At 44.0% G+C, this 17232-nt stretch carries 10 protein-coding genes and 2 pseudogenes; 8 read left to right on the plus strand and 4 right to left on the minus strand.

Features of this window, described 5'->3' with window-relative positions; genetic code table 11:
- Positions 1-5: 5 nt before the first annotated feature.
- On the minus strand, positions 6-875 hold the full coding sequence (locus JYJ62_RS08005) for a hypothetical protein (protein WP_205341677.1): 870 nt from the start codon (positions 873-875) through the stop codon (positions 6-8).
- A 413-nt stretch (positions 876-1288) separates the two neighbouring features.
- On the opposite strand from JYJ62_RS08005, the gene hsdR reads away from it, so the two are divergent.
- From hsdR to JYJ62_RS08045, 8 genes are all read left to right on the plus strand, one after another.
- Positions 1289-3715 carry an EcoAI/FtnUII family type I restriction enzme subunit R gene (gene hsdR, locus JYJ62_RS08010; protein ID WP_205341720.1) on the plus strand — a complete coding sequence of 809 codons (2427 nt, stop codon included), beginning with the start codon at positions 1289-1291 and terminating at the stop codon, positions 3713-3715.
- A gap of 82 nt (positions 3716-3797) precedes the next feature.
- Positions 3798-5273, plus strand: coding sequence for an N-6 DNA methylase (locus JYJ62_RS08015; RefSeq protein WP_205341678.1), 1476 nt, complete (start codon positions 3798-3800; stop codon positions 5271-5273).
- A gap of 2 nt (positions 5274-5275) precedes the next feature.
- On the plus strand, positions 5276-6916 hold the full coding sequence (locus JYJ62_RS08020) for a restriction endonuclease subunit S (protein WP_205341679.1): 1641 nt from the start codon (positions 5276-5278) through the stop codon (positions 6914-6916).
- A 443-nt stretch (positions 6917-7359) separates the two neighbouring features.
- Positions 7360-8547: a hypothetical protein gene (locus tag JYJ62_RS08025; RefSeq protein WP_205341680.1), complete on the plus strand. Its 1188-nt coding sequence runs from the start codon at positions 7360-7362 to the stop codon at positions 8545-8547.
- Positions 8544-10724, plus strand: a complete 2181-nt coding sequence (locus JYJ62_RS08030; RefSeq protein ID WP_205341681.1) for a hypothetical protein — start codon at positions 8544-8546, stop codon at positions 10722-10724. Before JYJ62_RS08025 ends, JYJ62_RS08030 begins: the two co-directional genes overlap by 4 nt.
- A gap of 287 nt (positions 10725-11011) precedes the next feature.
- Positions 11012-11662, plus strand: coding sequence for a hypothetical protein (locus JYJ62_RS08035; protein ID WP_205341682.1), 651 nt, complete (start codon positions 11012-11014; stop codon positions 11660-11662).
- Positions 11659-13587, plus strand: coding sequence for a hypothetical protein (locus JYJ62_RS08040; RefSeq protein ID WP_205341683.1), 1929 nt, complete (start codon positions 11659-11661; stop codon positions 13585-13587). The genes JYJ62_RS08035 and JYJ62_RS08040 overlap by 4 nt, the downstream gene beginning before the upstream one ends.
- The gene (locus JYJ62_RS08045) at positions 13551-15566 is read left to right on the plus strand and encodes a hypothetical protein (protein ID WP_205341684.1); all 2016 of its coding nucleotides are present in this window, start codon (positions 13551-13553) and stop codon (positions 15564-15566) included. Before JYJ62_RS08040 ends, JYJ62_RS08045 begins: the two co-directional genes overlap by 37 nt.
- Before the next feature lie 108 nt (positions 15567-15674).
- Here the strand turns inward: JYJ62_RS08045 and JYJ62_RS08050 are convergent.
- The 3 genes and pseudogenes from JYJ62_RS08050 to tnpC all read right to left on the minus strand — a co-directional run.
- Positions 15675-16004 (minus strand): annotated as a pseudogene (locus tag JYJ62_RS08050) (integrase core domain-containing protein); the annotation flags it as partial.
- A 15-nt stretch (positions 16005-16019) separates the two neighbouring features.
- A complete protein-coding gene (locus tag JYJ62_RS15960; protein ID WP_420042825.1) occupies positions 16020-16169 on the minus strand; it encodes a transposase domain-containing protein in 150 nt (49 codons plus the stop codon).
- 10 nt (positions 16170-16179) lie between these two features.
- Positions 16180-17106: pseudogene (gene tnpC, locus JYJ62_RS08055) on the minus strand (IS66 family transposase); the annotation flags it as partial.
- Between the last annotated feature and the right edge of the window lie 126 nt (positions 17107-17232).

Consider the following 17232-nt stretch of genomic DNA (forward strand, 5'->3'; position numbering starts at 1 on the left):
ACAATTTAGTCAGTTAGTTCTAACTTAAAAGCCTCAAGGTCCTCCATGCTGGCCTTAGAAATATCCTTCAGATAAAAACGGATTCTGCCTTTAGAGTCAGTTTTTTCATAACTAACAACTTTTACCAACGGACTACTATTAGCAAAGGCCGCTGATGCTGTTTTGGTGTGGCTATCTTTTTCAGCGATAAACTCTCTTGTTGGACCACTGGCGAGCTTGTTTGTAGCGCCAACACGCCTTAGGAAAACTAGCATTTCTGAGCCTTTGGCACCATCAGAATGAGCAAGAAAAACCTCATCATTCTTGATGCCTGCTGACTGCGTTACTGGAGACTTAAAAGTTCCTTGAACTGGAATCTCAATCGTTTTTTCTCCGGAGAGTAGACATACAAACGGCTTGCTAATCGACTTACCCCTGTATTTGTTAATAAAATTATTACTATATTCGTCGATTAAATCACTCTGTGCAGGTGTGAATATCTCAGGTTTATCGGGACTGTTTGTGGCAAAAATATCACCGCGATTGCTCAATACGCTCTCAATAAACCTCACAACTACAGAGTGCAAAATGCTTTTAATGTCGTCACTGATATCATCAGAAGATTCAGGCTCCGCTAAGATTGAAATATTTAGCGGAACATTATTGTAGTCTTCGGTGTTGACAGTACTATCAAGCCGAATGGCTATACCATGATCAATATAATTCTCATCGAGATAGTGCGTGAGGAGATTGATAACTTGAGTGCAGATTGAGTCGAGGTCAGAGTTTTGAGCTAGCTTGCCGTTCACTCTATAAGTGCTTTCGGTGATATGCGTCAGCACATTATCAGCCTCACGAAATATAGCTAGCGTAGTAATTTTTTTGGTTTTATTCATGGTTTCCAGTGTCTTATAAAATTGGTTGGACCACAGAATCGCTAATTTTTGAGTGCTGCGCCAATCTTCAATTGTTACAGTATGTGTTTTTGCGAAACCCCCTGCCCATGTCGTGCGTACGACTATTTGTATGGTTTTAGTAGCGATTTATCGACAAATTTCAGAGCTTTAAAAAAGGATTTTGAAGAAATAAGTTGACATTTGTTTTCCGTTTAATTTTCTATGAGCGCTTTGTCAAGTCCTATTAAATGTATTGATTTGGAAGCCTGTGGACCCCACCACTAGCAGCTTTCAATGCCATTAACAGTTGCATATCAGTTGCTTGTTTATGCCCAGTGAGTACTTTTAGCCACTGCATGTTAAAGTGCCACTCATTAACAGCGTTAGACAGGAAGCCCTACGCCATGGCTGGTATCGATAAATCCAAACTCACCGAAGCTGACATCATCAGCAAATTCATTCTCCCTGCCATTAAAAAATCAGGCTGGAACGATATGACGCAGATTCGTGAAGAAGTGAAATTGCGCGATGGTAAGGTGATTGTGCGTGGTCAAATGGCGGCGCGGCAGACGGTGAAATCAGCTGATATTGTCCTCTATCACAAGCCTAATTTGCCGCTTGCCGTGATTGAGGCTAAAGCGAATAAGCATGAAGTTGGTAAGGGTATGCAACAGGCTTTGGATTATGCCAGCTTGCTTGAAGTGCCTTTTGTCTTTGCTTCGAATGGTGATGGCTTTATTTTTCATGACAAAACTAATACCCAGCACATCGAAACTGAGATCGCTTTAGCCGACTTTCCTTCACCAGCTTATCTGTGGGGTAAGTACTGCCAGTGGAAAGGCTATACGCAGGCACAGTTGCCCATCATCACTCAGGATTATCACGATGATGGCAGCGGTAAAATGCCCCGTTACTACCAGCTGCAAGCCATTAATAAAACCATTGAAGCCATATCGAGCGGCCAAGATCGCATTCTGTTAGTGATGGCCACTGGTACCGGCAAAACCTACACAGCGTTTCAAATCATCTGGCGCTTGTGGAAAGCGCGAAATAAAAAGCGCATTTTGTTTTTAGCCGACCGCAATATCTTGATTGATCAAACCCGCATTAATGACTTCCAGCCCTTTGGCACGGCGATGACCAAGATTGAAGGCCGTAAAGTTGATCCAGCCTTTGAGATTCACTTGGGTTTATATCAAGCCTTAACCGGCCCGGAAGAATCGCAAAAAGCCTTTAAGCAAGTAGGGTCTTATTTTTTTGACCTGATTGTGATTGATGAATGTCACCGCGGCAGTGCTGCAGAAGAAAGCTCATGGCGTGAGATTTTAGAATACTTCAGTAGTGCCACCCAAGTGGGCTTAACCGCCACGCCGAAAGAAACCGAAGATGTGTCCAATTCGGATTACTTTGGCGATCCAATTTATACTTACACTTTAAAGCAAGGTATTGAGGATGGCTTTTTAGCACCTTATAAAGTGGTGCGTGTGGACTTGGATATTGACCTGCAAGGCTGGCGTCCGACCAAAGGGCAGACCGATAAGCATGGCGAGCTAATCGATGACCGTATCTACAACCAAAAAGACTTTGACCGCACTCTAGTGATTGATGAGCGCACCGAGCTGGTAGCAAAAACCATTACCAGTTACCTGCAGCGCACCGATCCTATGGCTAAGACCATCGTATTCTGTAATGACATTGATCATGCTGAGCGCATGCGCCGTGCTCTGATTAACTGCAATCCTGAGCAAGTGCAGAAAAACGACAAATATGTGATGAAAATCACCGGTGATGATGAGCTCGGCAAAGCGCAGTTGGATAACTTTATTAATCCTAAGCGTGCCTACCCAGTGATTGCCACCACCTCCGAGTTGATGACTACAGGTGTGGATGCACAAACCTGCAAGCTAATTGTGCTGGACCAAAACATCAAATCGATGACTAAGTTCAAGCAAATCATTGGTCGTGGTACACGTATCAACGATAAGTACGGCAAGCTGTGGTTTACCATTCTTGACTTTAAAAAAGCCACAGAGCTGTTTGCCGATGAGCGTTTTGATGGTATTCCCGAGCGCATCATGACGGTTAAGCCTGAGCAAATTAACGAAGACAGCGATGAGCTTGAAGAAATCGTACACGGTGAGTCCGACGAAGAGCTGGATACCACGTGTGATGCTGAGCAAGCTGCTGAAGAAAACGGGAGTTACACTTCACCAGCTGGTGAGGGGAATAGCGGTCCGTTTGAAACGGGTGAAGGTGAACCTGTTAGAAAGTATTACGTCAAAGGTGTGCCGGTGCAAATAATGGCGCAGCGTGTGCAGTATTACGATACCGACGGCAAACTGGTGACTGAATCATTCCAAGATTATACCCGTAAAACCTTTACCAAGCAGTTTGCCAGTTTGGATGATTTTACTAAGCGTTGGCATGAGGCCGACCGTAAACAAAGCGTTATTGATGAGCTGGCCAATGCAGGCATTATCTGGGAAGCGCTGCAAGAAGAAATCGGTCAGGATATGGACCCTTTCGACCTGATCTGTCATGTGGTTTATGATCAACCGCCTTTGACCCGCCGTGAACGTGCAAACCAGGTTAAAAAGCGTAACTATTTTACTAAGTATTCAGAAACGGCCCAGACCGTGCTTAATGCCTTGCTGGATAAGTATGCTGATGCCGGTGTGGAAGAAATCGAAAGCCTTAATGTGCTTAAAGTGCAGCCGCTTGATCAGCTTGGCACGCCCATGGAGATCGTTAAGCAAGGCTTTGGTACTAGGCAAGACTATCAGCAGGCCGTGAGTGAGCTAGAAGCTGAGATATACTGGTTACCACCCAAGCAAGCTTAAGTTACAGAGCCAAGAGTTTATGTATTCAAGCCCCGTATCGGGGCTTATTTTATGCGTTATACCTATTTGAAAGAGAAACAGCATGTCGATCAGTTCCGTTATCAAATCTATTCAAGACATCATGCGTCAAGACGCGGGTGTTGATGGTGATGCTCAGCGATTGGGCCAATTATCGTGGCTGCTTTTTCTTAAAGTGTTTGATGCGCAAGAAGAAGCGCTAGAGTTTGAGCAAGATAACTACACCGCACCCATTCCAGAAAAGTACCTCTGGCGCAATTGGGCAGCCGATGCTGAGGGCATGACCGGTGACGAGTTGCTGAGCTTTATCAATGACCAGCTCTTTGCCGATCTAAAAGACCTTGCCGCACCAATTGATACCAATCCACGTGGCTTTGTTGTGCGTCAAGGCTTGAGTGATGCCTACAACTATATGAAAAACGGTACCTTACTGCGCCAAGTGATTAACAAGCTTAATGAAATCGACTTTACTCGTTCCGGTGAGCGTCACCTGTTTGGTGATATCTATGAGCAGTTGCTGCGTAACTTACAAAGTGCGGGGAATGCCGGTGAGTTCTATACGCCGCGTGCCGTCACCCGTTTTGTTGTAGACCGAGTTGCTCCTAAATTAGGCGAGCGCATTATGGATCCCGCGTGTGGTACGGGTGGCTTTTTAACTTGCTCGTTTGATCATGTTAAAAAAAACTATGTGAAAACAGCTGACGACCATAAAACACTGCAGAAACAGATTTTAGGCTTTGAGAAGAAGCAGTTGCCGCATTTACTTTGCACCACCAACATGATGCTGCATGGTATCGAAGTACCGGTGCAAATACGTCATGACAACACGCTAAGTAAGCCCTTATCCAGTTGGGATAGTGACATTAATGTCATCGTCACCAACCCACCCTTTGGCGGCACTGAAGAGCACGGTATCGAAAAAAACTTCCCCGCTGACCTGCAAACTCGTGAAACCGCAGATTTGTTTTTACAGCTGATTATTGAGCTGCTTGCTGATCAAGGCCGTGCTGCTGTGGTTCTACCTGACGGCACCTTATTTGGCGAAGGAGTTAAAACTAAGCTGAAAAAAATGCTCACCGAAGAGTGTAATTTGCACACCATCGTCCGTTTACCCAATGGCGTGTTTAACCCCTATACCGGTATTAAAACCAATCTGCTGTTTTTCACTAAAGGCCAGCCGACGCAAGATATTTGGTTTTATGAGCACCCATACCCAGCTGGGGTGAAGAATTACAGCAAAACCAGACCGATGAAGTTTGAAGAGTTTCAAGCAGAAATCGACTGGTGGGGTCATGAAGCTGATGGCTTTGTCAGCCGTGTTGAAAATGAACAGGCGTGGAAAGTCAGTATTGACGATGTGATTGCGCGTAACTTTAATCTTGATATGAAAAATCCGCACCAAGGTGAAGTTATTAACCATGATCCTGATGAGTTACTCGCCAGCTATGCAAAGCAACAGCAGAGCATCAGTCAGTTGCGTGATCAGCTTAAGGGCGTGCTGAGTGCTGCGCTCGCAGATAGCTCGGCGCAGGGCGAATAGTCATGAGTAAAGTAGAGCAACTGATTACTGAGCATATTGATATCTGGACCAGCTCAATTTTAGCCAAGTCCACGGCAGGGCGTGGTAGTAATAAAAAGTATGAACTGTACGGGATTAAAAAACTGCGTGAGCTGATTTTTGAGCTAGCTATACGTGGCAAGCTTGTACAGCAAGACCCCAAAGATGTATCAGGCAGCGCATTACGTGATGAGCTAGTTTCTGAAAAAAAAATGCTTGTTAAAGAAGGGAAAGCCAGAAGATCGAAAACACTTCCTGCAATTACCAATCATGAAAAACTTTTTGATTTACCAGAAAACTGGCAGTGGGTTAGAGTCGCTGACATTGGTAACGTTTTCAATGGAAATAGTATTAGTTCGAATATAAAAAAAAGTAAATACTCAACTTTTTCAGTTGGAATGCCTTATATAGCAACAAAAGATGTTGAATATGGGTTTGATTCTCTAAACTATAATAATGGAATAAATATTCCACACGATGAACCAAAGTTTAAAGTTGCACATAAAGGTGCAGTGCTGATATGTGCAGAGGGCGGTAGTGCAGGAAAAAAATGTGGGATAGCTGAACAAGACATATATTTTGGAAATAAACTTTTTGCTAATGAGTTGTTTTCAGGTGTTTTGCCTAAGTATATATTAACAGCCTATCTTTCTCCTACTTTTTATGAGCATTTTTCTGAACTTATGACAGGCATAATAGGAGGGATTTCTTTAGCTAATTTTATGATGTTACCCATTCCGTTGCCGCCAACAAATGAGCAGCTAAGAATCGTTTCAAAAGTTGATGAGCTGATGCTGCTATGCGATCAATTAGAGCAAGAAACCGAATCCAGTATTGACGCTCATGCCACCTTGGTCGATGTCCTATTAGCAGCCCTAACCGATAGTGCCGACACCAATGAATTGGCACAAAACTGGGCCAGATTATCTGAATATTTTGATATACTTTTTGTTACAGAGCAAAGTATAGATGCGTTATCAAAAAAAATTTTAGAAGTCGCAGTAAAAGGGATGCTTACCAATACAATAAATGTGCGTAAAATACCTCTTAAAAAACTTTTGTCATTTGGCCCTAGAAATGGCTTCTCACCAAAAGAAGTTAATTATCAAACAAGTAATAAGGTTTTAGCGCTAGGGGCAACGACAACAGGAAGATTGCTACTAGAGAAAAGTAAATATTTTGAATATGAAATACCGTGTGACTCTCATTTATGGTTATCTAAAGATGATATTTTAATACAGCGAGGTAATGCAGCTTCTTATGTTGGCAGCAGTATTCATATTGAAGATAAGGTCATAGGTTATATATATCCAGATTTAATGATTAAAATCCGAGCTTCCGATGAGGTTGATACAGAGTATTTATCGATTGTTCTTTCATCTCCTGCATCTCGCGAATTTATGTGGGACAGGATGACAGGAACATCGGGAACTATGCCAAAAATCAATCAAAAAACAGTTGAGTCTGTACCTATACCTCTGCCTGACTTAAAGAACCAGAGGCTTATAGTGTCCATAGTCAGCGAGTTAATGGAAATCTGCGAACAGCTAAAAATCAATCTACAACAGTCACAAGAAACCCAAGTCCAGTTCACCGATGCTCTCGTCGATCAGGCGCTTGTGTAGCTAGCTTTTGCACATATAGATAAGAGTGAGCCGACAGCCGCTATACAGTTAATCAATCACTCGGTACCGTACACAGGCATTTTAGTAAAAATTATTAAATTAAAAAGGGAAGAATAATATGAGAAAATTAGCAGTAGTCGCAGTACTTTTCTTATGTGGAGTAGGTATCGCTCAAGCAGACAGTTACTGCGATGGTCAGCCTGGCACGGCCTATAACAATATTGTTGGAACTACTATCGGCTCAGACGGCAGCTCATCCAACCGCATCGGCAACACGACAATCCATTCAAACGGCACAGTCTGCACCCGCGTTGGGAATTCTACGATTTATAATTGAGATAGTCATATCGTAATTGATACTTGAATATCTAATTCACTATCGTATTTTGTGGTATGCCCTAAATTTTAAATAATTATTGGTAGATTTTATCAGGAGCTACATATTGATCAACTTCCCTAAAAGCATAACGATTGAAGCCTGCGAAAAATTTATCAACAAGTTAAATTGCAACAGTGATGCTCTTCAGCTACCAGTCGATACAACTGCTCCCGCATTTGGTGGTTTAGCTAGCGCCATTCAAGCCGTCAATACTTGGGCGAGAGTAAGTTCAGCTTCTAGACTCGAATTGCGCAACAGTAAAACAATCGATGTTATAAGTGATGTCATAGTCAGGCCGCATAAATTCTCTGCCTCTATGATGGCACGATCAATTGTTTTAGATAATACACCTACACAAGAGATTCGTTCACAGATTAACTACCTTGCGAAGCAGGCTATAGAAATGCAATCTCAGCATCAGCATGGTCAGCAGTACGGTAGGCTTTGCTGGTTTAGCTTCGTCGATCATAGTTCCAAAGCTTTTGATCCGAACTTTTATATTAAAGAAAATAGTAGTAAGCCTACTCTCCGTCAGCCAGAACAGTTTAAAGCTATTATTAAAGCCATGGCTGAAAAGGCAATTAGTATATCTGGTGGAGCAAAAGCTCCTGTAGATGATGATTTGGATCATTTAGGTAGAATATTTTATGAGCTATTTCTAAATACTCATGAGCATGGCAGTAGAGGTGAGGCTCGCAGTGAATGGCTTAAGCCGGGCATGCGTATTATTTATGCTCAGGGGATCAACCTTACTGAGGCGGGTGAAAAAGGTATCACTCAGCAGCAACCAGTACTTTCAGAGTATGTAGCCTCTCTTGAAGAAAAACTAGGTATTCAAGGCAATCGCCGCTTTCTTGAGCTAGCAATAGTTGATTCTGGGCTGGGGTATTGTGGCCGCTGGTTGGCCGATAATCCATTAGACGGGCCTACAGGTGGACTATCTCTCCAGGACGAATATGGGATATTTAAAAAATGTTTTAATTTCCGTAACACATCAACGTCACGGAACAATAAAGGTAATGGCTTACCAGTGGTAATGGATCGGTTGACCAAGCTTAACGGTTTCATGCGAGTTCGTAGTGGCAGGTTATCTCTTTACCGTGACTTTGTAGCATCACCTCAAGCTCAAGATAATGCCTGCGAGTTTTTTGATTGGTCTACTCAGTCTATTGCAAACGAGTCCATCTCGGAAATGAGTAAGGCCGCAGGCGTCGCCATCAGCCTCCTTATTCCTTTGGAGGCAAAGGAATGAGTAGCCTGTTTTCCTTTAGATTTTCCGAGCCGGACAGTGACCAGAAAAGCAGCCTTTTGATTTACTCAACATCGAAACCAAAACTGGACATGTTGGCTAGAGTTTTAAAGCAAGAAATTGAGAGCAGTCTCCCTCCTAAGAAGGTCTATTTATTATCGCCTAGTAAATGTGAAATGACTAAGCAGCAGTGCCAAGATGATGCTGCGTTTTTAAGTGAATATGACGCATATGTAGGCAGCATAGATTCACTTTTTTGTGTCAGCGCTGACTCATTAGGAGTACTGGCTTATTGTGATGGAAATAAGCTTTCAGAAATTTTAAGCAATGAAATTCTACAGCAAGGAATGGACTTTCTTTTTAAAAAACATGCTGGCTTGATTGTTTCGAATCATAGTTATCACTTTGTTAAACCATCTGGTGACCATTGCGATAAGTTTATTAGAGCCTCTAATCTTCTAGTTTCGAGTACTGAGGTTTCATTTCTAGCTACCTCGCTTTTGCCTTACCTGAAAAGCAATATTAAACGTATCTATGTAGATACTTCATCGATTTCTTTTTTGGTAAGTATTGCGCTGGGGTTAACCGACAAGTTTTCTCAATCCCAACCGATTATTGTGAGCTTTGAATCATATGCTGCACTTAATGAGCTGTACGATTTCGTAGAGGATGAGTTTAGTCTGGTATTGGTATCAGCTACTACAAGTGGGTCACTTGCCAAACGCTTATTAAGCCAAACTAGGTTTGGAGTCAATCAAGTAATTACATTGTTTCATATGAATCTTCCTAGTGAGCAGATTGGCATTTTTGATATTTCATCTGCTGCTTTAAAAGGTATTATTTCAAAAAAAGCAGAGGATTGCCCTTTTTGTAAGTTGGGATCAAAGCAGATACGCATAGCTGGGGATCAATTCCTTCCTGAAAATCCAAAGCATGATCAATTAGTGATTAAAAAAGCAGATTTTGGAAAATCCAGACTAGATTTTTTTAAGATGTTTGCAGCTAACGGTGTATTAAAATGGAATGTACTCGCTAATTCTAGCGAAGAAATTGCTGAACATTTTTTTATTGACGTAGAGCATGCAATACAGCTAGATGAGGAAATGCTAAATACGCAAATATTAAAGAACATAAAACGATATGCTTCTAGAGATTTGGCCACTGTCATCACATTCAACGATGCGGGTTCTAGTAAGTTTAAAGAAAGCATAGAAAAATATTTGAGCGAAGATACTAATTCAATTAAGTGGCTAGATGCGAATAGTTTTTCAGAGTCAGATGTGCGTGGTACTGCATCAGTTCTAGTTGTTGCTGGTGCAATAACATCTGGCCGCAGCCTTTTGTCTATTTCGAGAAAACTTCGCTGCATACACCCGTCAGCATCCATCGTCTATTTTGTTGTATTCTCCAAATTACCTAATCAAGCAGATTTTTCGCAGCTTAAAACAGATTTAGTCCAAGGTGGACATGAGTTAGTAGTTCTGCTGAAATGTCCCGTTCCTCGCATTAAAGGGCATACGAAGACAGCCTGGGATTATGAGCGTGACCTATTGCAGCCCTACAGTATGGAAGATCCTTTGGGTGAAATGGAACATCAATTACCTGCGATACTTGCGAGCCGTTATGCTTGTATTAATAACTCTAATTACAACTCAGATGATCTTTTTTTACCGGATTCTGAGGGCAAGTCTCTTAAATTACGTAATACATTCGCATTTTGGTCCGACCTTGGCTTTTCTGAAGATAGACTTAAAGAAGCGGCGCAAGCAGATGTCTATTGGACCATTCAATGCGTGCTTCATGACTTACGTAATCCAAATGAAAGTGGTGGGCTGGCCTCCACTTATCACACAACATTAATCAGCCCTGCCAATTTTGATCGATATAATGACGGTGTTATACAGGCTTGTCTTTTGAGATCAGCTCTTCCAGTAGAACTTGATTATCGCGTTGACCCTGCATTCAGTCGACGAATGACTGATGTGATTTTATCGGTGATTAACAATTGGGATAATGAGCAGGGAGAAGCTACATTAGAGTTTTTGATGGCTCTTTGCTCGCAACGCCTACGGCTAGTAAAAGAGCATCTGAGTGAGGTTTACAGGCTTAAGTCAAACGAAATGAACGATGAGATAGTATTTCTTTTCGAGCGTTTAGGTGACTTACTGAGGGCTCAATAACACCTACCATTTACTGTTTATCCGTTTTAAACCGCTATATTTGTTAGGTGTAGTTACTCTTGACCGTACTTTTAACTGTACAGAAAGTATTAGAATATTAAAATACTATTTTTTGCTGGAGGATATGATCAAAGCTAATACTCGGTATTTAAAATTTTCTCAATCTATATAGTGTTTGAATGTATGTAGGTGTTTGTATTCTATGAAGGAGTGGCTGGCCTTGGGTGAAGTATTAGCGAGCACATATTATTACACCATCCTCTTTACGATTATACAGAGGGCTGACTATGACTTTAGTACCTGTAGCCACTGACCGCCAGAGCGCGGTTCGTTTACTGGCATGCATAGATGCAGGCAGCAAGTCTGTGGCCGATCAATCATGGGGAGTAGATGTTGTAGCAGTCCTCCATGGACAAGCAAAACTTCAGGCTTTGGACTTTTGGATGCGTAATCCAGATTATTTAGCAAACGAACTGATGAACGAGTTTGAGAAAAATGGGGATACTGCGTTAATACAGCTTGCTGAACAAATATTTGAATCTCGCGAACCAGATCTTCGTAGACTGCCTATGATTCGCTATCACTTTGGAGCTTTTGAACCCTTGGATAATGCTTTGGCTATTCTTCGAGCGACTGGTCTCATTAAAGTACGACGAGTAGGTATGCCGGGAAAGATTCGGGAGCACCTTTACCTACTAACCAGTCGCGGGCGATCTTCTATGAACGAACTAGCCTCAGCTGCACCAGAAATTGCTTGGTACAAGGACCGCGCTAACGTGGTTGTAGCTATTGCTGGCGACGTTGGTGGTAAGGTTTTGAAAGATCGTCAATATTTACAACAAGAGTACGCTTCGACGGAGCTAAAACACTTGATCGCTCCTGTGACTGATCGTGTTAGGGCACGCTTGAAGCAAATCCAACAAGGAATAAAAATATGACGCAAGGATGGATTGAAAAAGTTGCCGAAAGTGCGGAGGTTTCCATTTCGGATGCGGCAAAAATGTTAACCAAACGTGGTATTTACCCCGATCGACCACTGCGTCCAGCTCGTAGTCTTGTTGTAACTCGCATCCTGTTCAAAGGAGAAAAAAAAGGTCAGACCATAGGGAGGGTCGAGTTCGATTGGTCTGGACTATCGGCAGGAGTTTGGGCCGTAACTAGCCATGAGAATTTGGTTGGCAAGTCTACAGTGCTTGAAATTCTGTTGTGGTGCCTTCGTGGAGAACCGAAAGGACTTCAAGATGATGTTCGTGGTTGGTTGGAGTGGGTCCTTGTTGGTTTTGAGGTTGATGATCAACGCTATATCGTTGAGTTTACAGTACTAGACAAAAAACCGACAGGAACCCTATCACGCTTACGCCCCGACGGTGTGTCCGATGTGCTTGATCAATTCAGCTCTGATCAAGGGTTTTCCGAAACTATGTCACGGTTCATGATGGTTACCTTGGATCTAGACCCGGTACCGTCGCGTCAGGGTAATAAAGACTACAAACAAACAATTATTCACGGGTGGGCTGCTCTTTCGGGTGCGCTATATTTCGGCGGAGATCACAAGTTACTTCTCGGCGACATACCATGGAGTGGGCTTCCGGCACGAATGCTTCAAATGTACGTAGGATTACCGTGGGCAACTACCGTTATGCAGGCGTCCACTGCGAATAAAGAAGTTGAGCAAGATCTGACCCACTCGACGCGTACTACATCCGAAGCAGCAACGAGAACGGCGCAGGCAAGAACTCGAATTGAAGCAGATCTAAAAACTGCACGCCAGACACTAGTTGATGTATCAACGGAAAATGAAACCGCTGATAAACTGCAAGAAATTGCTAAGGAAATTCCTCGCTTATCTGCAATTGCATTAGAAATAGAGCAGAGTGTTGCCGCCGCAGAAACGGAACATCAGCTCCTTAAACTGGTAGCGAACGATGATGAGCGCAGGACGCGTGATTTACGGGAGGATCTTGTCGCAACTTTGTTCTTCAATGGTTTACAGCCGACTTGCTGCCCACGTTGTGATTCAGCAGTGACCAGAGACCGCCTCAAAAAAGAAAGTTCCCAGTTTAGTTGTTCCTTATGTTCAGAGCCAATCCCAGAAGATCAACTTGAAAATGCAAGTGATGCTATACAAGACGCTGAGCAACGATACACTCAATCCAAATTAGCGTTGGGCCATAACAAGACTGTGCTGCTTCGCCTACGTGGTGACTTGCAGAATGCGCAAGAAAACCTGAAGCAGGTAAGCAGTGCGCTAGTTGCCGCGACTCAAAACGATTCTTTCACCAATCGCCGAGAGGCAGAGTTAGCGGTCGCAAGACTTGAAGGTGCGCTACAAGAGTTACAAGTTCATCCAGCAGAACTCCCTATTCCAAATGATGCGCTATTGGTCAAGGCCGCATTGGTAGAGGCGGATGCAGCTTTCAAGTTGCAGCGTGGCGATATTCTTGATCGTCTAAATGAAGAGATTCTTCGGCTTGCTGTTTCATTTGGAGTGTTACGACTGGAGAAAGTACAACTGAACTGGGTAGCCCAAATGAGACTGGAAAAGGGAGGAGAGTCTACATCTTTTAGTAAACTCACAACGGGCGAACGACTGCGGCTACGAATCGCTACAGCCATCGCTTTGCTTCGAGTAGGGTATGAACGAGGTGTCGGGCGGCACCCAGGGTTACTGATTATTGATTCTCCTGGGGCGGAAGAGACGAGTGGTAGTAACCTTGCCGCATTGCTTAGTGAACTCAAACAAGTTGCCCAAGAAACGCCAGGCCTGCAGATATTGATCGCAAGCGCGGATGCTCCTGCGGTCGTGCCATCCCTAGGGAAAGATAGATGTCGAATCGCCGCGCGAGGAACGTATTTGTGGTAACGCACGGATTAATAGAAACATCCGTATCTATTATCGCTACAATTGAAACGCAAATTCGCGCTGATGCTGCAATCACTGTTGAAAAGTTAGGTGGTGTGGCAGCAATGGCCGCGGAAGCAGACGCATTGCTCAAAGCTCCTTATTTAGATGTGCTGGTTTTGCTTGCAGCCACGGCGGGCCCAGATGATTGGGCAACTTTGGATGCTTTAACTCTCAGGGGGTTTCAAGAAAGTAGTCACGTCCTTCCGTTTCGTGACGCTACTAATATCCTTATTGAAAATAAGGTGCTGCGTACGCGGATAGGTAAAAAACTGCAGCCTATTTTTGTGCAACGTATTAATGAGCGGCAAGATAATAATAGTGGTCTAATCGCTGCTTATGCTCTTGAGGCATTGTTCCGACTTTCTTTAATAGGAACTATTGATAAGTATCAAACACTTGGAATAATGGCTGGATTAGGTTCTGAAATAAATGGCCTCTTTGCACAGCATGCCGCAAAACTGACAGGCGCTGCATTTCATGTCTGGAGAGAGAGCGACTTGCTTGATACTTTGGGTCGGCTACGCATTAACGAAGATGCAGAAGGTGAAGCTGAATTTGAATTAGGTTTGGTTTACTTGGTGCGAGCATTAGAAAAAAACTCACTGAGAGAAATATTGGAAGGCCTAGAGTTCTCACAAACTTTCTTTTTTAAGGCCCTGCAGACGGATGAGCGTCGCTCTGACGCCATTGCATATTTTTCGTCTATCGAATTAATAAAACTATTTGCTACCGACGCTCCGGCAAAAGACTTAAGCATTCATTTGAGAGCACTAACTGAGGCCATTGCAGATCGGAGTAGGCTCTTGCAAATTGGCAGCCTTCCATTATGGCTTAAGCCGCGCCAAGATCGCGACATACAGTGGGTGAAACTGCTTCGTGTCTTGGAGAGTATTGCTAGGAATTTGGAGCGCCCAAGCTGGCTCAATGCTTGGACTATAATGACTCAATTGCTAGCTGTTTACGATGCTGAGCACACGATTTTTGCTTCTGAAGGACTTAATATGCTATTTAGGCCTCGCATCGAAGCAGCTTTTATTAGAGAGAAAGGACTTCTTAATCATCTTGACGAACTTATGTTCGACCCTTGCTGGCAAAGAGCCCACTCAGGGGCGTCTAAAATGCTACGTGCACGCATTGATGAGCTTAAAAAAGGTGGGGGGGAGTTTAAGGGGTTAGGAGAAGCGGCACAATACCCGTTGCTCCAGCAAGCTCTCCAAGACGACTCAGAAATTGGGAATCTTCCAGCGGAGATTGCTGAGCAACTAGAAGCTGTACTTGGCGAGCGAACTAGAAAAAACGATAAAATTGCTCACCCCATCGTACAAAAAATTCTATCTGAACTTCGTTCTGCTCTAGTTCAGTGCAGCGACTACAAAGGCATTATACAGGACGATTTTGATGATCTCATCCTTCAGGTAATTCTTTTTTGCAAGGATAGACAAGATGCAGGCCTAAAGGAAATGGGTGCTCGAGGAGAGTACCTGAGAAGTGGGAAAGCAACCGAGTTTCAATTTCAAGCTGATTTGCGTGAATGGTTGGCCGGTAATTTTTTGAGCGGTGATATTAGGTCTGAGGTAGAAGGTGTTGCGACAGGTCGTGCAGACATTTACGTTGGGTTCGGCGCGCATCGGTTTACTATTGAGTTGAAGCGTCATCATGGAATGGTTAATGGAGGTACAGTAGGCAAGTACATCGGGCAAGCCGGCTCGTATCAGGGAACCAACGTCAAGCTGGGAATGCTCGGTATCTTAGAGCTTGCAAAGCGTGACGGGCCTCCTGCAAGTCTTGAAGAGTGTATTTGGTACGAAGCTGATATTCCGAGTGGTGCGCAAGTAGCGCGCCATCTTGTGGTATTCCGTGTGCCAGGAATGCTCCAATCACCTTCGACGTTGTCAGTTAAACCTCGTAAGTTTCAGTCAAATGAGGGTAAGGCCTAAGCATTAAGAACAAAGGTGGAGCCTTGCTACACTTGAGTATATGAACGCCGTCTGGCAATATTGTAATCTAATAATCTCCTCATTTATAACATGGATCAAAAGTAGACATCAGGCCACTATGGCCAACTTTTCTTTAGGGGTAATGCCACAAAGCCCCATATTAGGTCGCTCGTTATTATAGTGCCAGAGCCATTGAGTCGCATGATCTTGAACTGTGTTAACGGCAATGCTCTCAAATAAATACTGTGCGAGCCAGTCATAACGAACAGTACGGTTGTTGCGTTCGATATAAGCATTTTGTTGCGGATTGCCAGATTGAATAAAATCCAACTTAATATCGTGCTTACTTGCCCAAGTTCCTAGTTTTCCGCTGATATATTCGGGTCCGTTGTCACAGCGAATTGAGCTAGGTTCGCCTCGCCATTCAATAACCTGATCGTAAGCGTCCGCCCATCACACCTTGCTAAGGATAACCGGCGTCCAATTGTGCGGTAGTAACGCATCAATAGCGTTGTTCTTCTGCGTCGGTAGTCTTGTCAGCACATCTTTTAAATAGGCGTATGGATCGTGCCCGTTTAGTTTGGCGGATTGGATCAGCGTCATGACTGCAGCCGCCCAGAAGGTTGCGCGCGTGTTCACCGGCTCGGGTCGAGGCGAAGGTGTAAACAACCGCTTTCAGATCTGAGAACGGCGTGGTGTAGTAAGCCCAAACGTAGGCTTTGTGGGTCTTCTTCTTGCCTGGAGCCAGCATGTTGACCGGCGTTTCATCGGCGTGCAAAACGCTGTGTTCTAACAAGGTGCTTCTTAGTGCATCAACCAACGGCTGCAGATGCACACCGCAAGTCCCATCCCACTCTGCCAGAGTAGAGCGTGGAATGGCAAAGCCAGCGCGAGCAAAGATGTGTTCTTGACGATACAGAGGTAAGTGATCTGAGTACTTGGCCACCAGCACTTGAGCCAATAAGCCTGCAGTAGGGATGCCTTTATCAATGACTTGAGCAGGTACAGGCGCTTGGATTAGCGTTTCACACTGTGCGCAGGCCAATTTACCGCGAATATGGCGCTCTACTGTAAATTCACCCGATACGTAATCCAGCTTTTTACTGACGTCTTCGCCAATACGCTTAAGCTGGCAACCGCAGTTGCACTAGGTGTTTTCTGGTTCGTGATGAATCATTGTACGAGGTAGCTCTGCGGGCAAAGGCGCTCGTTTGGGCTGCTTTTTAGGTTGCGCCGGAGCGTCTACGACAGTGAGCTGAGCCAGCTCCGCTTCAATGGGAGCAAGATCGCTCTCAACGAGCTCATCCAACAGACTGCCTTGCAGCACATTAAGATGCTCGCTGCGCTGAGCGTATTTATGACGTTTCAGAATGGCCAATTCATGGCTCAGTTTTTCGATGACTGCATCACGATGTACGATTACTCGATCTTTTTGATTGAGTAATTTTTCCTTAGCGTCCAGCTCTCTGCCGATCAACTCCGTGGTTAAGCTTCGGAGTTGATCGGCAGAGAGCTGGTTAAGATCAGGATATTTTGACATGCCAAGCAGTATGCCAAAACGATGATTATCGTGACGATTCGCCATGTTGATGATGGCCTGAGAAGCCGGTTTATGGTTACAAAAGAGAGATAACACCAGCTGCACCGAGACGATACCAAGGCGGCC

Origin of the sequence: Denitrificimonas caeni, assembly GCF_905120345.1 — a bacterium.
Classification (GTDB): Bacteria; Pseudomonadota; Gammaproteobacteria; order Pseudomonadales; family Pseudomonadaceae; genus Denitrificimonas; species Denitrificimonas caeni_A.